Origin of the sequence: Methanoregula boonei 6A8, from assembly GCF_000017625.1 — an archaeon.
GTDB classification, from domain to species: domain Archaea; phylum Halobacteriota; class Methanomicrobia; order Methanomicrobiales; family Methanospirillaceae; genus Methanoregula; species Methanoregula boonei.
The window spans coordinates 2,189,155-2,211,307 of the sequence record NC_009712.1 but is presented as its reverse complement, the minus strand read 5'-3'; the positions used below and the strand labels follow the sequence as shown (position 1 = coordinate 2,211,307).

24 protein-coding genes are annotated in these 22,153 nt (G+C 55.2%); 12 read left to right on the top strand and 12 right to left on the bottom strand.

What is annotated here, in order from left to right; all coding sequences use genetic code 11:
• Positions 1-71: 71 nt before the first annotated feature.
• Genes MBOO_RS11145 through MBOO_RS11130 form a run of 4 tightly spaced genes read left to right on the top strand, consistent with a single transcriptional unit; the run spans position 72 to position 3,352 of the window.
• Entirely contained in the window at positions 72-1,223 is a 1,152-nt protein-coding gene (locus MBOO_RS11145) for an aspartate aminotransferase family protein (RefSeq protein WP_012107710.1), read from the top strand.
• Entirely contained in the window at positions 1,195-2,250 is a 1,056-nt protein-coding gene (gene hisC / locus MBOO_RS11140) for a histidinol-phosphate transaminase (protein WP_012107709.1), read from the top strand. The genes MBOO_RS11145 and hisC overlap by 29 nt, the downstream gene beginning before the upstream one ends.
• Positions 2,247-2,759: an adenylate kinase family protein gene (locus MBOO_RS11135; RefSeq protein WP_012107708.1), complete on the top strand. Its 513-nt coding sequence runs from the start codon at positions 2,247-2,249 to the stop codon at positions 2,757-2,759. The genes hisC and MBOO_RS11135 overlap by 4 nt, the downstream gene beginning before the upstream one ends.
• On the top strand, positions 2,756-3,352 hold the full coding sequence (locus MBOO_RS11130) for a CDP-alcohol phosphatidyltransferase family protein (RefSeq protein WP_012107707.1): 597 nt from the start codon (positions 2,756-2,758) through the stop codon (positions 3,350-3,352). The genes MBOO_RS11135 and MBOO_RS11130 overlap by 4 nt, the downstream gene beginning before the upstream one ends.
• Before the next feature lie 260 nt (positions 3,353-3,612).
• Here the strand turns inward: MBOO_RS11130 and MBOO_RS11125 are convergent, their stop codons facing one another.
• A complete protein-coding gene (locus MBOO_RS11125; protein WP_012107706.1) occupies positions 3,613-4,044 on the bottom strand; it encodes a hypothetical protein in 432 nt (143 codons plus the stop codon).
• A 1,137-nt stretch (positions 4,045-5,181) separates the two neighbouring features.
• Between MBOO_RS11125 and MBOO_RS11115 the strand changes: the two genes are divergently transcribed.
• Positions 5,182-6,600, top strand: coding sequence for a hypothetical protein (locus MBOO_RS11115; RefSeq protein WP_012107705.1), 1,419 nt, complete (start codon positions 5,182-5,184; stop codon positions 6,598-6,600).
• Positions 6,597-8,540, top strand: coding sequence for a type IV pilin N-terminal domain-containing protein (locus MBOO_RS11110; RefSeq protein ID WP_048068462.1), 1,944 nt, complete (start codon positions 6,597-6,599; stop codon positions 8,538-8,540). Before MBOO_RS11115 ends, MBOO_RS11110 begins: the two co-directional genes overlap by 4 nt.
• Positions 8,541-8,557: 17 nt before the next feature.
• On the opposite strand, the gene MBOO_RS11105 is transcribed toward MBOO_RS11110, so the two are convergent.
• The gene (locus MBOO_RS11105; RefSeq protein WP_012107703.1) at positions 8,558-10,087 is read right to left on the bottom strand and encodes a small ribosomal subunit Rsm22 family protein; all 1,530 of its coding nucleotides are present in this window, start codon (positions 10,085-10,087) and stop codon (positions 8,558-8,560) included.
• 159 nt (positions 10,088-10,246) lie between these two features.
• On the opposite strand from MBOO_RS11105, the gene MBOO_RS11100 reads away from it, so the two are divergent.
• Positions 10,247-10,483 carry a hypothetical protein gene (locus MBOO_RS11100; protein WP_012107702.1) on the top strand — a complete coding sequence of 79 codons (237 nt, stop codon included), beginning with the start codon at positions 10,247-10,249 and terminating at the stop codon, positions 10,481-10,483.
• 30 nt (positions 10,484-10,513) lie between these two features.
• On the opposite strand, the gene MBOO_RS11095 is transcribed toward MBOO_RS11100, so the two are convergent.
• Genes MBOO_RS11095 through nifS form a run of 5 tightly spaced genes read right to left on the bottom strand, consistent with a single transcriptional unit; the run spans position 10,514 to position 13,664 of the window.
• Positions 10,514-10,936 (bottom strand): molybdenum cofactor biosynthesis protein MoaE, encoded by a 423-nt coding sequence (locus tag MBOO_RS11095; protein ID WP_012107701.1) that lies wholly within the window; start codon positions 10,934-10,936, stop codon positions 10,514-10,516.
• 16 nt (positions 10,937-10,952) lie between these two features.
• Positions 10,953-11,231 carry a ubiquitin-like small modifier protein 1 gene (locus tag MBOO_RS11090; protein WP_012107700.1) on the bottom strand — a complete coding sequence of 93 codons (279 nt, stop codon included), beginning with the start codon at positions 11,229-11,231 and terminating at the stop codon, positions 10,953-10,955.
• Entirely contained in the window at positions 11,221-11,997 is a 777-nt protein-coding gene (locus tag MBOO_RS11085) for a HesA/MoeB/ThiF family protein (RefSeq protein ID WP_012107699.1), read from the bottom strand. Before MBOO_RS11085 ends, MBOO_RS11090 begins: the two co-directional genes overlap by 11 nt.
• A gap of 43 nt (positions 11,998-12,040) precedes the next feature.
• Positions 12,041-12,475, bottom strand: a complete 435-nt coding sequence (nifU, locus tag MBOO_RS11080; RefSeq protein ID WP_012107698.1) for a Fe-S cluster assembly scaffold protein NifU — start codon at positions 12,473-12,475, stop codon at positions 12,041-12,043.
• A complete protein-coding gene (gene nifS, locus MBOO_RS11075) occupies positions 12,468-13,664 on the bottom strand; it encodes a cysteine desulfurase NifS (protein WP_012107697.1) in 1,197 nt (398 codons plus the stop codon). The genes nifU and nifS overlap by 8 nt, the downstream gene beginning before the upstream one ends.
• A gap of 242 nt (positions 13,665-13,906) precedes the next feature.
• On the opposite strand from nifS, the gene MBOO_RS11070 reads away from it, so the two are divergent.
• From MBOO_RS11070 to fdhD, 3 genes are read left to right on the top strand one after another with little or no spacing between them, the layout of a single operon-like run.
• Positions 13,907-14,254 (top strand): transcriptional regulator, encoded by a 348-nt coding sequence (locus MBOO_RS11070; protein ID WP_012107696.1) that lies wholly within the window; start codon positions 13,907-13,909, stop codon positions 14,252-14,254.
• Between the two features lie 45 nt (positions 14,255-14,299).
• On the top strand, positions 14,300-15,136 hold the full coding sequence (larE, locus tag MBOO_RS11065) for an ATP-dependent sacrificial sulfur transferase LarE (protein ID WP_012107695.1): 837 nt from the start codon (positions 14,300-14,302) through the stop codon (positions 15,134-15,136).
• 5 nt (positions 15,137-15,141) lie between these two features.
• On the top strand, positions 15,142-15,921 hold the full coding sequence (fdhD, locus tag MBOO_RS11060; protein WP_012107694.1) for a formate dehydrogenase accessory sulfurtransferase FdhD: 780 nt from the start codon (positions 15,142-15,144) through the stop codon (positions 15,919-15,921).
• Here fdhD and MBOO_RS11055 read toward each other — a convergent pair.
• Positions 15,895-16,842: a TIGR00269 family protein gene (locus tag MBOO_RS11055; protein WP_012107693.1), complete on the bottom strand. Its 948-nt coding sequence runs from the start codon at positions 16,840-16,842 to the stop codon at positions 15,895-15,897. The two genes, fdhD and MBOO_RS11055, sit on opposite strands and share 27 nt — an antisense overlap.
• Positions 16,843-16,846: 4 nt before the next feature.
• Positions 16,847-17,041: a MoaD/ThiS family protein gene (locus MBOO_RS11050; protein WP_232385608.1), complete on the bottom strand. Its 195-nt coding sequence runs from the start codon at positions 17,039-17,041 to the stop codon at positions 16,847-16,849.
• 126 nt (positions 17,042-17,167) lie between these two features.
• On the opposite strand from MBOO_RS11050, the gene nadA reads away from it, so the two are divergent.
• Together nadA and MBOO_RS11040 are read left to right on the top strand one after the other, a co-directional pair.
• Positions 17,168-18,076, top strand: coding sequence for a quinolinate synthase NadA (nadA, locus tag MBOO_RS11045; protein ID WP_012107691.1), 909 nt, complete (start codon positions 17,168-17,170; stop codon positions 18,074-18,076).
• A 137-nt stretch (positions 18,077-18,213) separates the two neighbouring features.
• Positions 18,214-19,080 carry a methanogenesis marker 8 protein gene (locus tag MBOO_RS11040; protein ID WP_012107690.1) on the top strand — a complete coding sequence of 289 codons (867 nt, stop codon included), beginning with the start codon at positions 18,214-18,216 and terminating at the stop codon, positions 19,078-19,080.
• 57 nt (positions 19,081-19,137) lie between these two features.
• Here MBOO_RS11040 and comE read toward each other — a convergent pair whose 3' ends face one another.
• The 3 genes from comE to MBOO_RS11025 are packed head-to-tail and all read right to left on the bottom strand — an operon-like array spanning position 19,138 to position 22,148.
• Complete coding sequence (comE, locus tag MBOO_RS11035; RefSeq protein WP_012107689.1) at positions 19,138-20,256, bottom strand: sulfopyruvate decarboxylase subunit beta; 1,119 nt, start codon at positions 20,254-20,256, stop codon at positions 19,138-19,140.
• A complete protein-coding gene (locus MBOO_RS11030; protein ID WP_012107688.1) occupies positions 20,249-21,523 on the bottom strand; it encodes a cysteate synthase in 1,275 nt (424 codons plus the stop codon). The genes comE and MBOO_RS11030 overlap by 8 nt, the downstream gene beginning before the upstream one ends.
• Positions 21,524-21,533: 10 nt before the next feature.
• Positions 21,534-22,148 carry a (Fe-S)-binding protein gene (locus MBOO_RS11025; protein ID WP_012107687.1) on the bottom strand — a complete coding sequence of 205 codons (615 nt, stop codon included), beginning with the start codon at positions 22,146-22,148 and terminating at the stop codon, positions 21,534-21,536.
• Between the last annotated feature and the right edge of the window lie 5 nt (positions 22,149-22,153).

The following is a 22,153-nucleotide window of genomic DNA, read 5'->3' as shown; positions in this document are numbered from 1 at the left end:
CAGGGTTTTTTAGGAGAACAGGGACAGAATACTAAACGGGAATAACACCAGCAAGAAATCACGTGATACCCATGAAAAATACCGATATAACGGCGCAGTACAGGGCGCTTGATGACCAGTATTATATGCCTGCGTTCTCGCGGAACATGGCGATCGTACGCGGAAAGGGCTCGACCGTCTGGGATGGGGACGGGAAGGAATATATCGACTGCGTAGCAGGGATCGCAGTCTGCAGCACCGGTCACTGCCACCCCGCAGTGGTAAAGGCGATCTGCGAGCAGGCACACGAGCTCATCCACTGCTCCAACCTCTACTATGTCCCCCACCAGGGCGAGATGGCAAAGAAGATCGTTGAGGTAACGGGCATGAAAAAGGCGTTCTTCTCGAACTCGGGGGCTGAGGCAAGCGACGGGGCGTTAAAGCTTGCCCGGGTCCGCACCGGGAAAAAGAAGTTTGTCGCGTTCACCCACGGGTTCCATGGCCGGACGATCGGATCGCTTGCAGTGACCCACAAGCCTGCCGCCCGTGAGCCGTTCGAGCCTCTCGGTCTCCCGACCACGTTTGTGGAGTACGGGAATCTTGATGCCGTAAAAAAAGCGGTGGATAATGATACTGCGGCGGTGATTGTCGAGCCGATCCAGGGTGAGGCCGGCGTCATCATCCCCCAGGACAGTTTCCTTGAGGGTATCCGGGAGATCTGCGACAGGAAAGGGGCGCTTATGATTGTCGATGAGGTCCAGACTGGCATGGGCCGGACCGGGAAATGGCTTGCTCTCCAGCACGCAAAGGTTCAGCCCGATATTGTTACGCTTGCCAAAGGTATTGCAAGCGGCTTTCCCATGGGTGCCTTTGCTGCCCGCGACGGGTTAGAGTTTGGTAAAGGGGAGCACGGAAGTACGTTTGCCGGCGGGCCTGTTGCCTGCGCAGCAGGGCTTGCAACGATCAGTGTCCTTGAGCAGATCCTTCCGGATGTAGCCCGCAAGGGCGAGCGGTTCAAAAAAGGGCTTGCGAAGTATCATCCCCGGGTCCGCGGGCTAATGATTGGGATCACGGTCGGGGAGAAGTGCCCCGAGGTACAGGCAGAGTGCCTGAAAAACGGCGTGCTTGTGAACTGCGCCGCAGACGGGAACCTCCGGCTTGTCCCGCCTTTAGTGATCTCGGATGCCGAGATTGACCGGGCGGTGAAGGTGATCGATGGAGCGCTTGGTAAGGTCGTGCTATAAGCAGGGCGGATATGTTTTCGCAAAGAAGGCGGGAGGCCGTACACACGGTGCGGGCGACGAGCGTATCGCCCGCCTTGCCAGCAACGAGAATCCCGAGGGTCCGTCGCCGGCAGCGGTAATGGCTGCACAGGAAGCGGTCCTTACCGCAAACCGGTACCCCGATGAGCGGGTGGACGTACTCGTGTCTGCATTAAAGACGCACTACGGGGACTACGCCTTTGTAGCCGGCGTTGGCATGGACGGGGTAATCGAGACCCTGATGCGGACGCTTGTCGAGCCGGGAGAGACGGTGGCGGTTTCGACCCCGACGTTTTCCTTCTATGGGCTTGCCGCACAGGCACAGGGAGCAAAGGTTGTTTCTGTCCCGCGCCGGGCGGACTTTTCTGTCGACATCGATGCACTTATTGCGGCCGGGAAGGACGCGAAGATTATCGTACTCTGCTCGCCGAATAACCCGACGGGGAACGCAACCCGTGTTGAAGATGTGAAAAGAGTGCTCGAAGGGATCAACGGATTCCTCTTTCTGGACAATGCGTACGTCGAGTTCTCCGGGATTGATTATCTGCCCCTGATCAGGAAGTACGAGAACCTGGTGATTGGCCGGACGTTCTCGAAGGTGTACTCGCTTGCCGGTCTCCGGATTGGGTATGCGTTCGTCCCGGCCTGGCTCCAACCCTACTATGCCCGGGCAGGGACGCCCTTTACCGTAAACTCGGTTTCGGCAGCAGCAGCGGCTGCTGCCCTTTCGGATGACGGGCATGCGGACCGGTATATCGGGCATGTCCGTGTGTGGCGGAAGCGGTATGCAGATAAGATAAAATTCCCCGTCCTCCCCTCTGATGCAAACTTTGTGATGATTAATGTGACACCCCACACGGGCGATGAGATCGTAGAGAATCTTGCCGCCAAGGGCGTACTCGTGCGCTCGTGCAGAAGTTTTACAGGGCTCGGCGATCATTATATCCGGGTGAGCGTCGGAGAGGACTGGGAGAACGAGCGGTGCATACAGGAGCTCAACGCCCTATGATGTGCGGGATCACCGGCACACCGGGAACCGGGAAATCGACGGCAGCCGATGAGCTTGCCCGCCGCGGGCATACTGTTGTCCACATCACCGATATCGCGCAGCCCTACGTGCTCGGGAGAGACCCGGAACGGGACACACAGGTCATCGATACCGACCGGATGGTGGACGAATTCGTGCCGTTCGATGGTTTTATCGAGGGTCATTTCGCCCATCTGCTGCCCTGTGACCGCATGGTTGTTATGCGCCTGCGGCCTGACGAACTGGCAGCCCGGCTGCGTGCCCGCGGGTACGAGCAGGATAAGATCCGGGAGAACCGGGATGCCGAGGCGCTGGATGTCTGCCTGATCGAGACTGTGGAACAGTTCTCACCCAATCAGGTCTTTGAGCTGGACACCACAGGAAAAAGCCCTGTTGTATGTGCCGATCTGATCGAGCAGTTTTACCTGGGGGAGATTCCCGCATCATTCGGATCGATTGACTGGTCTTCGTATGCGGAGGGATCGCTATGACGCTCGACCAGTTCCGGCCGCATGTGAAAGTCTATTTCGATCCTCTTGTCCGGTTTGCGATCCGGTGCAGGATTACCCCCAATGTCCTGACTATTGCAGCTCTTATCGCATCAGCCGTTGCGGGCATACTCTTCTATTTCCGGCTTGAGCTCTGGGCTGTCCTTGCCGTTGCCATCAACGCATTCTGCGATGCCATGGATGGTGCGGTCGCCCGGGAGATGAAGAACCAGAGCCTGCGGGGCGACTTCCTTGACCATGCCGTTGACCGCTATGCGGATATCTTCATCATCACCGGGATCTTCGCAAGCGGCCTTGTACCTTGGCCGATCGGGGTGCTTGCCCTTACCGGCGTCCTGATGTCCTCGTACCTGGGCACGCAGGCGCAGGCAGTTGGCGTTGGCCGGGTCTATGCCGGGTTGCTCGGTCGTGCCGACCGGCTTGTGCTCATCATGGTGGTAGGGATCACATTCATTGTCTTCCCCATGACGATTTACGGCCTAAACCTGCTTGGCTGGCTCCTCCTTCTCTTCGGGGTTTTTGGCCATGTGACCGCGTTCCAGCGCTTCGCGTACGTCTGGCGGAAGATGGAATAAGACCTTTTTTTGAGCCGGATCTGTTTGACCTCTCACTATCACCGGTTGATGCCAAACAATACCAGTGGCCATTGATGTTGCGGCGCACGATAGAGTAAGGATTCCTTGGTGGGAGAAACCCGCACGGCAAAAAGGAGCTAATAATTATGGTGTCACTTACGCTTGCCTGAGCACTTATGACTTCTTTAGATCCTCGTAGTTCACAATTTTGTCGACAAAGGCTGAAATATGAGAGAGAATGCGTGGATCGAGAATGTTTTCTACACACAGAAATATCCCGGATACCTCTGCCATCTTGAGTTTATTGACGACGAAATGGATAGTCTTTCCTTTCCCTGAAAACTATCTGCCTTACCCGGCAAACCTGACCGGAGCTGTACCTTTGGCCTGCGCCAGATCTCTACGATCCCTTCATACCAGTCCGGGAGTGATTCCCTGTAGGGGACGAACTGAAATTTTTCGAGGATATGCTGCATAATAGGACGCGGCATTACCACCCGCACATCGTACCCCCGTTCAATCCAGTCGCTGATTAAATTCTGGGTATTGCCCCTGTTTTTGCTCCGGGAAATGATGAAATGAAGATAGAGCCTGCGGTGATCCCTGAGTTCCAGCCAGCCGGAATAGAGGGTTTCAAAAAATCCAAGGGCATCTCCGGCTTCCGTGCCTGTTTCTATTCGTTGAGCGTTCATGCTTGTTCACCTAGTGCGGTATCCCAACCGTCTGCGGGAGGTCATTTAAAGGCAGGGCACGGACGGGGTGAAAGTGCAGCTGATCATAAAGGCTCCCGCATGCTTCATTTCAGGAAATAACCCTATGCGCGGGAGGTGACGTTTAATCTTTGCGTCATGGCAGTTTGAGGGAGCGGTTTTACAAAATTCGTTATGCATTTAACCGGCCATTTCACAAAAAGGGGAAAGAGAGAATCCGGAATTTCCTACTCCCGGATGTCCTTTTTCTCAAAAACCTGCGGGTTATTTGCAGGACATTTTTTTTAGAATACGGATATTTTGGGGATCCAGCGAAGAATTTGAGGGTTACTGGCGGGTCGATCGGTTTTGGTGCAAAATAATACGGGTTTTTGTAAAAATCCTCAACATCTGATCCGCACATTTCCCGGAAAAGAGGCCCCCCGCTCGCGTGAGCACATGGTCGGGGCTACTAATTCTGAGATCGATCGGCCCGATCAACTTTTCTGCGGATTGCAAAGCGGGATGAGGGGGGCTATCTCTGATCCCGCTGTACGATCGGTCACCCCGATCAATTCCGGAATTGATCGGTCCGGCTAATTTCAGAAACGATCGGACCGACCACTCCGCCTCACCTGAAAGTTCAGTGGAAACACTGGTTGTGGTACTGGAAGAAAAGAGGTCACCCCGACCGATTTTGAAATCGATCGGTCCGGCCAATTTTTTTAAAGGGCTGCACAGTGGAGGGAGGGGAGTGACTGTTTTTTTTAAATGGGGGGTGGGGTCCGCTTATGTTCCGGAATCCTCAAAGCCTGGGACCCGGATTTTTTTGAAATCCCGGGCTGCCAGATCGGATCTTTTCCGGAAAAAATATATCAAAGGTCCCGGACAATTCTCATGATCCCTGTACCAAACCAAAGAGTTTTTTTCTGGAACCGACTCTTTGAAATTCACCGGCCTTTTCCGGTAAAAACAGATCCTGTGCTACCGGGCCGGCAAGAGAGACGTGGTCCCCATATTGCCAGCAGCAGATCGGTCTTCCTCCGAAATAGGGAGAGACGCACACTTCCTGTCAGAACAGGAAGGAGTGAACTGACACGAACAACTTTATAAGCAAAGTAATATACGAATAGTCTGAACATGGAATGTACTGCCGCCGGGGCCTGTCGGGAACGGGCTCTTTCTGAAGTTATCGGGTTTGTGCTTATTCTTGGGATTATTATGGCGGCATTCTCCCTGTACCTGGTCTATGGCGTTCCGGTACAGGGCCGCGAGAACGAGATCAACCACATGAATGTCATAAACGATCAGTTCGTCAGTTACAAGATTGGTGTCGATTCGCTCTGGACAAACCAGCAGACCGGTCTTGCCATGAGCACCACGTTTCCTCTGGGCACCGCGGGTCAGACCGCACAGGGGAGTACAAGCATCATACCTGTTCTTCAGCCCATCGGATCGAGCGGAGTACTTGCCATCAACCAGCGGACAACCACACCCGAAATTTTTACCGTGTCATCCGCATCCTATATCAGCAATACGACTTCGACTTCGTCAGGTTCTCAGGTTCAGATTACCACATCATCAGCCTCACAGGCAATTTTAAATGCACCTTCGAGCCTGCAGGTAAACCTCTCAACAACAAATGCATTCTGGAACAACACCGCTCCGGGAAGCGTCCTGATTAATGGCAGTACCTGGAGTGCAACAATTAATATCACCCCGGATATTTCCGATTGCCTGACCACCGGATCCGGAAATAATGTGACCTATCTGACCAGTTGTTATGGATCTGATGTTACGGCAACCGTTGTGAAAAATGGTATAACCACGTTGAATCGTGCAGTGATATACTCAAATATTAAACCAGGATCCATCTATTCGATTAACCTGCTTGATGCGGCATACGGGATACAATCATCGATTACGTACCCTGCGACGCTTTACTTTTCGAAATATGACCCGAGCAGTCAACTTACAACTGCAACGGCAACCGCCCAGTACGCCTACCAGCAACAAACCAATTATACCTACTCAGTCCCTCTCGGCTCCCTTGAATACAGCACGAACAACAACTACTGGATCCCCCAGACCTATTATTACCAGATGGGCGGGGTGTTCCTCTCCCAGTCTGATGGAATCACGTACAAACTACCCCCGGAGATCACTTTTCTCAACAATGGGAACGGGAATGTTACCATCAGCATCGTGGCGATAGCTTATGATCCCGCAGATTCAGGTGCGATTGGCGGCAGCAGCCCGGCACAAATTTCAACATCGTTGGATTCCAATGCCGGCAGCCTTCCCTATGCGCCGATCAACCTGAATACCTGGAATGCAAGTATCAATATCACGACACCGGACCCGAATGCTGCCGTGATGTGGGCAGCCTACTTAAACGCGGCGGCAAACCAGACCGGTGGAATTCCAACCTCCTTGTACGCGGCGGGTAACACCACAAACGGTAGTTATATTAATTTCCCCGGGACGTCCCCACATATAACCCTCAGCGTGAAGACTGCAAACCTTACTGCCAGCGTGCAGAGCGTGGGGAGCTTATGATGCGTCCGTGCCGGAAACAGGATTCTGCCGTCTCCGAGATCATCGGAACGGTATTATTAATATCGATAGTCGTCCTCGCAGCATCGATTATTGCCGTCGCTGTCTTCTCTCAGCCCCAGGCGCAGAAGATCCCTGCGGTAAGTGCCCTCATCTCAAACCAGAGCCAGATTGTATATATCAAGCACAACGGTGGGGATCCGCTCCAGAACGGGACCTACCGGATTCTTGTCGATGGGGCAGACGTTACCTCCAGCATTAACCTGCCATCCACATGGTCGATCGGTAATACGCTTACCTATACAAAACCCGGGACAACTCCCCCGTCAAGTGTGGTGATCGTATATACCGGATATAGCTCCACGGGAGTGGTCTTGACATCGGCGTATTTCGGGACAGGACCGCTGACGACGGCAACAGTGACAGCAACGACTTCGCCGGTACCGGGAACGTCCTCCACTATTACATCATCTGTTTCGGGAACTGGCGGCACTATTTCCCCGAGCGGATCGGTTAATGTCACCTATGGCTCCAGTCAGACATTCAGCATTACCGTAAATTCCGGATATTCTGTCGCCAATGTCTTGATCGATGGAACCTCAATTGGTCCTCAGTCGTCATACACATTCTCAAATGTAGTTGCAAATCATACCATTGTGGCGTCATTTGCGCTTACCACCTACGTGATCAGTGCTACCAATGCTACTACGGGAGGAATGATATCCCCGAATGGATCGATCAGTGTCAATTATGGCGGGAGCCAGACATTCACCATTACGGCAAATTCAGGGTACCACATCTCCGACGTTTCTATTGATGGAAGCTCCGTAGGTGCTGTATCCAGTTATCCGTTCACCAGCGTCGCCTCAAACCACACGATCATCGCATCGTTTGCTGCCAATACTGTACAGATTATCACTTCGTCAGTATCAGGGTCGGGAGGCACCATTTCCCCATTGGGTGCGGTAAGCGTTCAGTATGGTGCAAGCCAGACATTCAGCATTACCGCAAATTCAGGATACCATATTTCCAATGTCCTGATCGATGGGGTCTCGAATGGAACCATATCCACCTATACATTTTCAAATGTGGTAACAAGCCACACCATTGTAGCATCATTTGCGCTCAATGCGCCGACACTATCAGGTATTACGCCAAGCAGCGGGGTAACCGGTACATCGGTAAGCATCACCAATCTTGCAGGAACAAACTTCAGTGTCAGCGGGACCACCGTTGTCCAGCTGACGATGGGATCAAACACGATTACGGCGACCAGCGTGAATGTGGTGTCATCAACGCAGATCACCTGTACATTTAGTCTTGCCGGAGCAGCAACCGGCGCTTGGAATGTAGTGATGACAAATCCGGATGGACAGACCGCAACACTCTCCTCTGGATTTACGGTCACCAGTAATGTCGTCCCGGCATCCTCAGTTCTCGTGAATGCTAATAATTACCCGGGGAAACCGGGGTATCTGCTGAGTGGAGGATATATCCAGTTCACAGTAACGGGAAGTTATTACACGATAACCTATGGAGGCACTCAGCATACTTTTAATAATGGCGATGTTGTCCGACTGACATTAGAATCAACCACGCAAGGGACTAACGTGCCAACAATATATGTCACATCAAGTCAAATCAGTGCATTTTATCTCAATAATGTTGACCTGACCATCAACGGGGTTGATTATGGCCAGTCTACGATTTCCCAAATATATATTGGCAGCTACAGTTCATTCACATCGACACTTACGTTGAATGTCCCCTCTCAATCTGCACAAACCGAATTCGATGCAAATGGTGCATGCGTGATATGCAATGCGGTCAGTTCTACCCCGATCACAGTTTATAATCTGGGGATGGGTTCAGGTGGAATTAATCTCGGACCCATGGCGACTATTTACTATACCGGTGGAGCGACCGGGTATTCCCTATCCTGATCCCTGAATACATCTCACTATTTAACTAAGGGTATGACCATAGTATCCCTGCTCACGAACAGGTTATACGCGTCGTGATCCGGGTTATACCGCACCAGCACGTTTCGGATTTCAAGTATCGTTCCGTACGGTGCAATCCCCAGCTCACGGTTAGACGGCATAATATGAAACGCGGGCAGCATGGCGTACACCGGTTTTTCCGCCGAACCATCGCAGAGCCTGAATATATGGGTCTCCTTGTCGCCAAGATCCTCGGACATCTTCGCCGCAACCACCGTGATCCGTTTTCCCACGTTCAGGTGTACCTTGGACAACCGCAGGGCTTTCATTTCCTTTGGGATGTTGCAGGAAGTGCGAACCTTCCCGTCTTTGCGCAGCATCACGTAACTGTACTTGATATCAGTGTTCACGTACCGGAACGGCTCATTACATGACGCCAGCGTATTCATGATCCGGGTGGGCCGGATGGAAGGTGCAGTCTGGAAACTCCAGCACCGGTCCGGCGTACAGTTCGTCCCCCAGACAAACGTGCAGGGCGCATAGATCGAGAGGCCCCTTTTCTTTAACGCAAGGGACATGGCCCGCAAACCGGTTGAGGTCACCTCCTCAGCCGGCTCGATAATGAGGATTGTCCCATCGGGTGCGAGCCGCTCTGCATAGGTCATGACCAGATCTGCTCTCTTTGCAAGGGGAAGGCCGGCCAGTTCGTTGAGCACGTTGGAAAAGATCATCAAGTCTATACGGTCGGGAAGCAGCACATCCCCGGGAGAGGTTATATCCGCTTCCTTTGGGGGCTCTATCGTTACCTGGGGATCCGGTGTGGCAATGCTCCGGGCAAGAGCGCCAAACGCCTCGATGTTTTCTTTTGAACGTTCGATCGAGGAGACGGTCGCCCTGGCGTTATCTAGACACCTCCAGAAATCCTCAAGGGCAAGCGGCATGACTCCCGGCCCGGTGCCGAGATCAAGGACAGTCATATCCCGTTTGAGCAGGCCGTCGCGGGCAAGCTGCGCGAAGAGGTACCGGGCCTGCATGAAATAGACCGGGAAATGGTACGCCAGGTAGCCGAGCACGGCATAGCCTTTCGTGTACTGGAGTGACCGTTTGTCTGCAGGTTTCCAGTAATCGTCCTTCTGGGCGACAATCGCATGGCGGAGCCGTTCGAGGATGATCGGATCAGACCAGTCCTTACCGGTTTTGCGGGTGATATACTGTTCAATGGCATCTTCAAGAACGGAGGGCATGGAGCCAAGGGAGAGGTATGCGGCAAGGCGTTTTTCCTCGGCAGTATTCAAGGTATAGAGGGGGGATTGTTGCGGCCGCGAGATTGTATAATCTTCACCGGTCTTTAGTGCGGAAAGCCCGAAGCCGGCAAGATGCGGCTGGAGCGCGGCATACATCTGCCCGACCGTGAGTGGATCATCGAGATAGGCCGCAATCTCGGAAAGCAAAAAGACCGGTTTTGTGCCGGCCACGTATTTTACTGTTGAAAGAAACTGTTTTGCGGCCATGATCTGCCGGAATCTTTGCCGCAGGCACTCATACATCTTTGGATGACCCATGCCTCAACAGCCCTGTGTGTTTTTGTTGGTGATTCCCTGATGCACTGAGGTGGATCCTTTCCGATCCCTGAGTTTTCCTAGACACTCGTCCTGATCCGTCCGGTTCATGAGCTGGGAAAACAACATATCCCAGAGAAGTGAGCCATGTACGACCACTGTCCCGGCGCAGCGAATATACGGACACCGACGCTTGCCATTAAGAAGTGCCCGCAATGTGGAGAGGAAGTCGAAATCTTCTCTAATGATGTCTCTGTGAAATGCAGTAAATGCGGGTTTGAGATTTACAACGATATTGCATCGTGCGTGCAGTGGTGTAAACACGCACGTGAATGCGTGGGCGAGGAGATGTACCGGAAACTCACAGAAAAGAAAGTGGCCTGAACATAAACAGGGTATAAGGCAAAGGATGGCTCAGTCTTTTGGTCTCTGCCCGTGCGAGTGCTCCCCGGGTACCCAGCGATCGCCATTGCGGGAGAGCTCCTTTTTCCAGATCGGGACGCCGGCTTTGATGGCCTCGATAATAAACCGCGAGCCCTCGTATGCCTGTTTACGATGACCTGCGCTCACCACAATAACCAGGATATTCTCGCCAATGGCAAGGCGGCCGATCCGGTGAATGATGTCAATGGAAAGAAGGTGGTAGGCTGCCTGTGCCTCTGCGGCAATCTTCTCCAGTTCGGGAACGGCAACTTCTTCGTATGCTTCCAGTTCTATTTCCCTGATATCGTCATCGCGGACAACCCCGTCAAAGACAACAATTGCCCCGGTCCCTTTCTTTTTGGCGCCGGTGATCAGTGCCCCGATATCCACATCGCCGGTCTGGATCGCGATCATATCGGCCCTCCTCTGCCTACCCGCCCGCAACCGGGGGAAATACCGCGATCTCGTCGCCGTCAGTGACGGGGGTTGAGGCGGCAGTGGCAGTCTCCACGCGTCTGCCGTTCTGCATTACGATGACAAATTCCCGGAAGTCGCCCTTCGCATCGAAGATGGCATCATACCCATCCTGGCTTTTTTCTGCTATCTTTTTCACTACCGTAAGGAGGTGCGTTCCTTCCTGTGAGGTGACTATGATATCGGTCCCGAGCAGCTCGCGGAACCGGGCAAAAAACCGTACCTTAATTGTCATTTTTTTCCCTCTTTTGTGATCTTTTCGTTTCAGGTGGATTGACCTTCGCTCCACAGGTGGGGCAGGCCGGGTTTTGTTCAACCCTGATCTCCTCTGTATGCATGGCCATCCCGTCCCAGATCAACAGGCGGTTTGCCAGCAGGTCCCCGGTTCCAAGGAGATACTTGAGGACCTCGGTTGCCTGGATGGTACCGATCACGCCCGGTGTTACTCCCACAACAGGAAACACTTCCTGGGGCGGGGCACAGGGAAAGATACAGCGCAGGCAGGCAGTTTTTTCGGGAATAATCGTTGTGGCCTGGCCATAGAATCCCCGGATTGCTCCATGGAAGAACGGGATCTTTTTTGTGTGAGCAGTATCGTTGAGGAGATACCGTGTCGGGTAGTTGTCCATCGCATCGACAATCCCATCGGCACGCCCGATCAGCTTCCCTACATTCCCCGCATCGATGGTGGTATCGATCACGCGGATGGTGATATCCGGGTTCCAGGCTATGAGCTTCTCTTCAGCGGATTCCGTCTTCTTTTTTCCTATATCCTTGTCATAGTGCAGGATCTGGCGGTTGAGGTTGGTCTGGTCGACCACATCCTTGTCCACCACGGTGAGGGTCCCGACCCCTGCCACCGCAAGATAGATGGAGACCGGCGAGCCCAGTCCTCCGGCCCCGGCAATGAAGATATGGGCTTTTTTGAGCCGTTCCTGGCCTTCATCGCCAAAGAGTATCAGCTGGCGTTTATACCGTTCGCGCTCGCGGGCCGAGAGCATTCTTCACCCGGTCCGGCGGCGTGGATGCAGTGATGCCGCCATGCTAGTGCTGGCACTCGATTCCTTCCTCATGCTCATGGGCATGAGAAGAGGTTTCCTGCCAGGGTTCGAGACCATGTTTGACACGATAATCGTTGATTGCTTTATGAATGCCCTCCTCCGCGAGCACCGAACAGTGCATCTTGATCGGTGGCAGGCCGTTAAGCGCCTCGGCAACGGCCTTGTTGGAGAGCTGCCATGCCTCCTCAAGAGTTTTTCCCCGGACAAGCTCTGTTGCCATGCTGCTCGATGCAATTGCCGCCCCGCAGCCAAAGGTCTTGAACTTCGCGTCGACAACGATGTTGTTCTCGATCTTTAAGAAGATCTTCATGATGTCGCCGCAGACCGGGTTCCCGACCTCCCCGACACCATCGGGATTCTCAATCTCTCCGACATTGCGCGGATTCTTGAAATGATCCATTACGGTTTCGCTATACATTACACCCTCCTTTCTTTCCTGCAGACTGGTACAAGGGAGACATCTCCCTCAGACGGGATACCACTTTTGGCAGTACCTCAAGCACAGTATCCACATCCTGCTCTGTATTAACATCACCAAGGGTCAGCCGGAGAGAGCCGTGCGAGATCTCAACGGGAAGACCTGTGGCAAGAAGCACATGCGAGGGTTCGAGTGAGCCGGAGGTACAGGCGCTCCCGGTCGAGGCACAGATCCCCTCGTCGTCCAGCCACAGGAGCATGGATTCCCCTTCGATGAACTCAAAACTGATATTGATGTTCCCCGGCAGCCGCTCTGTGGGGTGGCCGTTGAGGTATGCATGGGGAATCCTCTCAAGGATCCCCTTGAGGAGCCGATCGCGCAGCGCACGAATCCGTACATTATGCCCCTCAATATCGGCAGTGGCAAGCTCTATTGCCTTCCCGCATCCGACAATTCCCGCAATATTCTCCGTGCCGGCCCGTCTCTTCTTTTCCTGCCCGCCGCCATGGATCAGGTTATCGAGCCGGACACCATTCCGGATATAGAGGGCGCCGACGCCCTTGGGCCCGTAGAATTTATGGGCGGAAAGGGAGAGCAGATCGATCTTTTCGTTCCTGACATTGATAGGGACATTCCCGATTGCCTGCACTGCATCGGTATGGAAGTATATCTTATGCTTCTGTGCTATTGCCGCGAGCTCCCGGATGGGTTCGATCGTACCGATCTCGTTGTTCGCATACATGATCGAGACAAGGATCGTTTTGTCGGTGATCGCTTTTTCAAGTTCTGCCGGATCGACACGCCCATACTTGTCCACCGGGAGGTAGGTGACCGCAAATCCCTCTTTTTCAAGGAACTGGCAGGTATGAATGACCGCATGGTGCTCGATCTTTGTGGTAATAATATGGTTACCCCGTTTCCGGTTGGCGTATGCAACACCTTTTATTGCCCAGTTGTCGGATTCGCTGCCTCCCGAAGTAAAGTAGATCTCATCGGGCTCTGCCCCGATTGCCTTTGCCACCTGGGCCCGGGCCGTGTCTATGGCCTGCTTTGTATAGCGGGCGATACCATAGATGGACGAAGGATTTCCAAAGTGCCGGGTAAAGTAGGGAAGCATTGCCTCAACAACATTTTCTTTTGTATACGTTGTCGCGGAATGATCCATGTAGATTATACGCTGTTCTCCCATGCTCTTGAACCTCGTCGTTTTTAAGTGAGTAATTGAGTGAATATGTGCGCGTTTCGTCTGATTATCCTTTTGTTGCTGGCAACAGGTTTTCACTACTATCGGTAGTATTGATATTTATACCCCATCCGGATGCTCCGTGGGCGGGATGTCCGCGGGAATATATTTATGGCCTCACAACAAATTCACAATTGTGAATACAATTGATTATGTAACAATTGTGATAACTTAAAGATTGTGATATAATGGAAGCCCCCTGCCAGAAGATCGTATGGGATGTATTGCCGGCAATCCGTGCCGCCATCGCAGTGGAGCTGGTAAAGTGCGGTGTATCCCAGGTGGAGGCGGCCCGCATGCTTGCTATTGCCCCCTCTGCGGTTTCCCAGTACCTCTCAGGGAAACGAGGTTACCGCATTGAGTTCGAGAATGATGTGAAGCTTTCGATAGAGCAGCTGGCCCGGGATTTAAAAGAGGGTAAAGAGGTGAATCTCGTGCAGCGCACCTGCGATATCTGCCACCAGCTGCGTGAAGGCGAGGAATATCAGTGTGGCGGGGGTAACACTTCCCCAAAAAATCCCCGGTGCGGCAGCTGATTCCCGGATGAGTCAAATCAAGGGATCCAAAAAGGCGGGTTTGTAATGAGTACTGATGAGCGGCGTCAGCGTCTTTGTGATCAGATAGTGGGGCGGGGCTCTATGCTCGTTGCTTTTTCCGGCGGGGTGGACAGCAGCCTGCTTGCAGTCCTTGCACAGAAGGTACTCGGGGAGAGGAGCCGCTGCGTTCTTCTTGACAGCCCGGTGGTGCCCCGGGAAGCAATTGAGGAGGCGCGGCTCATTGCACAAAAGTACCAGCTTGACCTTGAGATCCTCCCTGTAAAGGTGATGGATGATGAACGGTTCACGAAGAACCCTGCCGAACGCTGTTACTGGTGCAAGAAGAATTCGGCTGCCGTGCTCAAATGGCGGGCGCGGGAACTGGGATTTGCCTGCGTTGCCGATGGTATCAATGTCTCAGATACCGGGGAGCACCGGCCGGGCCTTGTTGCCAGCACCGAGGAAGGAGTTGTCCACCCGTTCCTTGAAGCTGGCATTTCCAAAAACGAGATTCGCGAGATTGCCCGGAATGAAGGCATGGTGTTCTGGGACAAACCCTCGGCGGCCTGCCTGTCCTCCCGCTTTCCCTATGGCGATGAGATAACCGGGGAGAAACTCCACATGATCGAGGAAGCCGAGGCGTTCCTGCACCGGAACGGATTTCGCCAGGTGCGCATCCGCATCCACGGGAAGATTGCCCGCATCGAAGTACCCAAATCAGAGATGAATGCAGTACTGGATATGCAGGCAGACGTGACAAAGACCCTTCACGGGCTTGGTTTCTCCTATGTCACCCTCGATCTCGAGGGGTACCGCACCGGAAGTATGGATGAGGTGCTCCCCTCTGCCGTCAGGCAGACTCCTGCGGGACCGGCACGGTGACCGCGATGACGGTGCCGATGTTTAAGAAGGTGCGCTGCATCAAACTGGACGCAGAGGGCGCAAAATCCGGGCTGCATGAAGTAATCGATGAGGTGCCCGAAGCGGTTTTTGTCAATGGCAGGCATGCGATGACCGCGATGATGAGCCCATCGGACCTTGAGGACTTTGTCACCGGCTACCTGTTTACCGAGCAGATCATCAAAAGTGCCGAGGAGATCGAGTCCATCCGTATCGAGACAAACCGGATCAGCGTGATCACCAAGAATCTCTTTAAAGTGCTTGGCCCGAAAAAGACCATCCTTTCCGGGTGCGGAGGGGCAGCATCGTTTATCGATACCGAAAAACTCCCCCGGATCCTCCCGGGGCAGCCGTTCCCCGTCGATCTGATCCGGAAGACCACCGTTGAGGTGCTCGATTCCGAATTGCATACGGTAACCGGGGGCATCCACGTGGTCGGGCTTGCTTCTGAGGCAGGTATTATTACCCGTTCAGAGGATATCGGGAGGCATAATGCCCTTGACCGCGTGATCGGGTACGGCCTCAAAAAGGGCACCGATTTTTCCAGAACCTTTGCCATCTGTTCCGGCCGCATCTCTTCGGAAATGGTGCGCAAGTGTCTGGTTGCCGGTATCCCGGTGATCGTTTCGCGGGGGGCAACAACGACCCTTGCCGTGCAGATCGCCGAACAGAACGGGGTCTGCATCATCGGTTTTGTCCGCAGTGCAAAGATGAATATCTACACTCACCCGGAACGGATCTCAGGAATCCCTTCCCCTCTCCAGTGAGTGCCTGAGCCGGCAGACCTGGCAGAGATCGCCCGAGCAGGGATCGCCGCACTCCCCGCACCGGTTGAGGGGGGTCATTACCGGGGTTCCCGCACAATACCCTCGGATCTTTTTTTTGCTTTCCCCGAGGCTGGCGGTTGTACCGGGATACCGGCTCTCCAGCCCGGCAAGCAGGGACCGTACATCTGCACGGAGCGCGTACCGGGTGTACGGGCACTCGGGCAGCACGGGAAAGAGATCCTGGACAAAGAGGTATGCGGCAATCTCTTTTTCTGCAATTGCCGCAAGGGGTTTAATCCGCGGGAGAAAGGGTGCTGACCGGCCGGCGCCGGCGTCCCTGACAAGGCGGGGAAGATCCCCCCGGAGGGCATTCATCAGGACCGATTGTGCCTCATCATCGAGATTGTGGCCGGTGGCAATCACGGTTGCACCGGAGTCTCGGGCCGCATCCATAAGGGCTTTCTTGCGCAGGATGCCGCAGATGGTACAGGCCTGTTTCCCGCGTCCCAAAAGCAGGGTGTCGAGATCACTCCCGATGAGATCCCGGAACGAGACCATCCGGTGTTCCACGCCGAGGCGCCGGGTCAGTGCTTCCGCCGATTTTATCGTGTCAGAACGGTATCCGGCGATCCCTTCGTCTACCGTAATGGCCACAATCTTTACCTCCGGCAATCCGGGCAGGAGCCGGGAGAGGATAACCAGGAGTGCAGTGCTGTCCTTGCCGCCGCTCAGGCCCACCGCGATCCGATCGCCCGGGTGGATCAGGTCCCCCTCCCGGATGGTTGCCGCTGCCCGGGCTTCCAGATCCTGGATAAGATGCGTACCGCAAAGATGGCGCTTCTGTGCAGGCTGGCAGATGACCGCCGGTTCCCCGCAGATAGCACAGGGCGGGATACGGGAGGGGACTGCTGACTTGGCCACCCGGCTACCCCCCGTGCGCGATACGGATGATCCGGATCTCGTCATCCCCGCCGATTGCTGCCTGCTCGGGGACAAGGGCGCCGTTTCTTGCAACCATCACCTCAAGGGGATTGATCCCAAGCTCCTGCAGGAGTGCCGCAACCGTGCCGGGGCCCCAATCGATCACCCTGATTCCCTGATCCGGCAGAAGGACTCTCATGCTCTCTCGAAAAGAGGGTAGGAGTGCCCGGTGCATAAATATCCCGGTAGGGTCTGGATCCTGCCAGCGAGTTTTTGACACTCAACAACACACTACTAGGATACAACCCCACGCGAGCTAACCTTCATGGATGATACCGCCCTGCTGCAGGAGGAGATCCTGCGGCTCAAAGAAAAGAAAAATGCGATCCTCCTTGCGCATAACTACCAGCGCCCCGAGGTACAGGATATTGCCGATCTCACTGGGGATTCCCTGGAACTTGCCCGCGCTGCAGCGGCAATGCAGGGCGACACTATCGTCTTTTGCGGGGTTGATTTTATGGCAGAGACCGCGGCCATCCTTGCCCCGGACAAGACAGTCCTCCTGCCCGCAGCGGATGCCTGCTGTCCCATGGCGGAGATGGTGACTGCTGAAGAGCTCCGGTTTGCCCGCGCCCGCCATCCCGGGGCGGCAGTGGTCTGTTACGTGAATACGACTGCCGGTGTCAAGGCGGAAAGCGACATATGCTGTACCTCCGCAAACGCCATAAGCGTGGTCAATTCCCTCACCGAAGATCGTGTCATCTTTGTCCCGGATAAAAACCTCGGCCGGTATGCTGCCCGGTTTACCGAAAAAAAAGTCCTGCCCTGGGAAGGATTCTGCCTTGTCCATGACCGGTACACACCCGATGACGTTGCGCGTGCCAAGGATGCGCATCCCGGCGCAGCTGTAGTTGTGCACCCCGAATGCCGGCCGGAAGTTATCGACCTTGCGGATCACGTTGCCAGCACATCGGGAATTATCCGGTATGTCCAGACCTCCCCCGGCTCGGAGTTTATCATCGGGACCGAGATCGGCATCCTGCATCGCCTGAGTAAAGAGTGCCCGGGCAAGCGCTGCTTCCCACTCTCGGACAAGGCCGTCTGCGTTAATATGAAAAAGACCACCCTTGTCCATGTCCGGGACGCTCTTGTCACGGGCCAGCCCAGGATTACCGTACCGGATGAGATCGCATCCCGCGCCCGCCGGGCTATCGGGCGGATGCTTGCCTTATAACCGCACCAAAGCGCGGATTCTTATTTTAAGAACAGTAAAAGATCCCTTAATTAACAATCGTTACGTCCTGTAGCTAAGGATACCTTTTCCCCGGGGAAAGACAATCCTGCGGGACGTGAGAAGAAGAGGGAGAGGCAATGGCTGAAAACGAAGAGAATGACATCCATGTGATCGAAGCGATAGGCCGGTCGAAGATCGTTATCAAAAACGGGAATGTGGCAGAAGTCTCAGTCTCAAGACTCCGCCAGTGCCCGCTTGCAAAAAAATTTGCCCGGCCCGTAAACGAGATTACGCAGGATGAGGTAAAGGCCAACATCGAGCACCGGATGGATTCGTGGGGCATGTGCCAGCCGCACCGGAATGTCTGCGGGGCGGTGGATTTTGTCGGGTTTGGTGCGTCCGAGCTGATCAGCACCGGCATCCTGTCCGGGAGCCTTGACGCTGCCGTCCTTGCCTGTGACGGTGCTGGCACAGTGATCGTGACAACGCCTGAGATGGTTCAGGGCATCGGTGGCAGGATGTCCGGCCTTGTGAGCACTACACCGCTTGCTGAGGAGATGGACCGGATTGAGCAGGGTGGAGGTATCGTCCTTGACCGCGCAAAAGCCATGGTTGATCCGGTGCTCGGGACGGCAAAAGCATATGAGAAGGGATTTACCCGTGTTGCCGTTACTGTAGCTTCAGCAGGTACTGCACTGGCGATCCGCGAAAAATTCCCGGAAGCCTTTATTTTCGGCGTACATTTAAGCGGCATTACCGAAGAAGATGCTGAGCGGATTATCGGGGCTGCGGATATTGTAACTGCCTGCGCCTCGAGATGGATCTGGCAGATCGCAGGGGCCCGCGCCCTCCTCCAGGCAGGTACTGCCGTGCCGGTTTTTGCGCTTACCAAGCGCGGGAAGCAACTGATTCTCGACAAGATTGCGCGGTCGGATCGCCCGGTGCTGGTATCCGGTTCAAAACTTCCGGTCTACGGTCCGGAACTTCCCGATCCCCTCTTGTAAAAACGGAATGAAAAAAGAGCCCGGGTTATCACCCGCTCCCTTATTTTTCCTCAGGGTTCATGAGAGTGCAGCCACGAACCGGTCCCGTATCTTTTCGGGTGAAAGAGGGATATTGGGGACCTCGCTGTTCCCGGGCCGGATACGGGCATGGATAAATGTCGGCCCTTCTCGGTTTTTCTGCGAAAGTGCGGCTTGAAATTCCCAGTTCTCGTGTACCGTTGAAGCGTGTGCAAATCCCGCCCCAAGAGCCATGAGGGCGAGGTCTGCGCTGTCCTGTCCGGGCCGGGGCTGGTTACCGGTACTCCCAAAGACGCCGTTGTCAAGGCAGGCAATAGTGAGATTTTTCGGGCCGGCTGCGGCAATAACGGGGAGGATTGCCGAGCCAAGCAGGCTTCCGTCACCGTCAATCACGATCACGTGTTTGTCCGGGCGCGCAGCCGCGATACCAAGGCCGATTGCAGATGCCTGCGTATAGCTGCCCAGCATGTAGAAGTTCTCCGGCCGGTCCTTCGCCGCGTAGAGTTCTTTTGATGGGACACCGATGTTTGCGACCAGTATTTCATCCTGTACACTTCCGGCAATGACCCGGATGGCATCGTCTCTGGTCATAACGGGAGGCCGCCAGCTCCGGGTATAACAGAACGATAATAGACGTGGCGGCTGGTCTTGCGGCAACACTGTTCTGCCGCCGCATTCGGAAAAGCATTCCGGGCGGAGGAGGATGACCTGCGGCGCCCGGTTCCGGTACGCTGCCGCAACCGCCTTCCCGATCTCATGCGCAGCATCAGGCCCGGAGACTTCTGTGCAGGCAATCCCGGCAGCGGAAAGAATAGCCGGGAGCGGGCGGTTGAATGGGATCTGGGCCGGGATCTTCTCTCCCTCGCACCCCCGCCAGCTGGCAAGGATCGGGAGCGGAAGGCCAAAGGTTATCGTGAGGGAGAGTATTGCGTTTAACATGTTCCCAAGGCCTGAGCTCTGGATGGCAAGCGCCGGGTGGGCCCCGGCAAGGTACGCCCCTGCCGCTATCCCCACCCCGTCCTCTTCCCGGGTCAGGCCAATATGCCGGAAGTGGTCCGGCAGCGCAAAAAAGAGTCCCTTTGCCTTGTCGCACGGGATCGAAGCGATTAGGTCGATCCCCTGGTTTTTTAGTTCCCCGATGATCTGGTCTTCATCCATAGTGTGCGACCCACCGTGAAAGTTCTGCCTTCAGGGTATCCCCGGTTTCGTGCTGATTGACCGTCACAGACGGTTCGATCGGATAGAGAGTATAATCCTCCCGTATTCTTTCATAGCCTCCCCCGGTGATATTGAGGAGGATAGAGTCGTCCGGTCCAACGGTGCCGGCCGCTGCTGCCTGCACGAGCGCTGCTGTGGCAACCGCTGCTGCCGGATCAGGATCGATCCCCAGAGTATCCCTGATGAGTGCCATTCCTTTCTTTCCCTCGTCGTTTGATACCGCATACATCTGCCCTTCCGTTGCCTGAAGGGCATCAAAGAGCCCGCCCCCTATGCCATAGGGCGGGCTGCGGTTCGTGAGCACCGGGGACATTACCTCCTTTATGGCATTGGGTGCATCCGGCATATCAAGCTCCGGCTTAAAGGTACGACGGCGCTGCTGCCATGCCAAAACGATGGGAGTAAATGGCTTATTCTGGGCCAGGTGAAGGCGGGGAAGTTTTGTGCCGTACCTGCCATCCCCGATAAGGCGGAGCGCCGCTTCCCACGCCGCAATCGCTCCCGTGCCGCTCCCGACAGCCTGGAAATAATGATCCGGTATCCGGCCGAGCGTGACTGCGGCATCAAGCACTGTGGTTCCCATGCCGTCACGGCGGGCAACGTTCCTTGCCCCGCCTTCCGGCACGCACCCGGGGACCGTTGCAAGCGCGGTGCTCACCGCGATTGCATCGGTATAATCCCCGTCCACCGCAACGAGGAAGACGTCCTGTGCGGGAGTCGTTGTCCAGAGGCGGGAGACCGCACTGGAGGGTACAACCACGACAACAGGTTTTCCGTACTGTGCCGAGAGCCCGGCGAAGGCCCGCCCGGTGTTCCCCGCGGATGCAATCACCGGGATCTTCTTTCCCAGTTCCCAGAGCCTCTGGAGGGTGGCAAGGGCTTCGAGTTCCTTGAACGAACCGGTGGTAAGGGAGGCGTGATGCTCCGGGGAATACCCGGAAAAGGAGATGGCAAGCCGGGAAAGCCCGAGCTCGCGGGAGAGCTCATCACTGGTAAAAGTTACCGGACCCCCTGATGGGAGTAAGGGGGCGGTAACGGGCAGCCAGCAAAGGTACCGGAAGATCCCGCTGTGGTAAGAGAGCTGCAGCCTGCGGCTGGTGTACTCGGTGCGCAGCAGGGAATCATGGCCGGCAGGGCAGGAAAGGGAGGTGATATCGGGGACAATCTCCCCCCCGCTGATGCACCGGATGCGGTACTTGGGGATCATACGGAACCCTTTAGAGGATCCGGATGTCTTCCACCCTTACATGGACCCCGTCTTTTTTCTTCAGGACCATGTTCACAAGTGCGGTGTGGGCGAGATCGATCATGCAGTAGCCGGGGAGGAAACGCTGGCGGAGCCCAAGGGTGGGGGGTCGGATCACGGTCTCGGCAATACCCTCGAATGCATGGACATGGTAGGCCTGCACATCGAAAGCCTTCTCTTTTCGTGCCTCAAGCGGGCCGACCGTGTGGCATTCGAGGACACCGGTAATGGGGTTTGCAGAAAGTACCCGGAGCGCATGGTACAGGGGACAGCCCGGGCCCGCGGGGCGGCCGGTAATGAGCGCCCCTGCCCGGATGTCCCACTTTTCCACGAGATCGGCACGGAAGGGCACGACAAACTTACGTGCCGAGGGTTCACCGGGGAATGCCCGTATGATAAAATCATACTTGGCCCCGGTGACGTCGGTCCCTGAATAGCTCGTCTGTCGCTGTATAGCGCAGTGATCCGTTGTATAATACGGGCAGTCGCTCTCCGTCTTGCTCCCCTTTTTCACGGCTTTTACAAAATCCCTGCATTTCGGCAGGCCGCACGCACCGCAGTCTTTTCCGGGGGGAACCCATGCCATGGCGT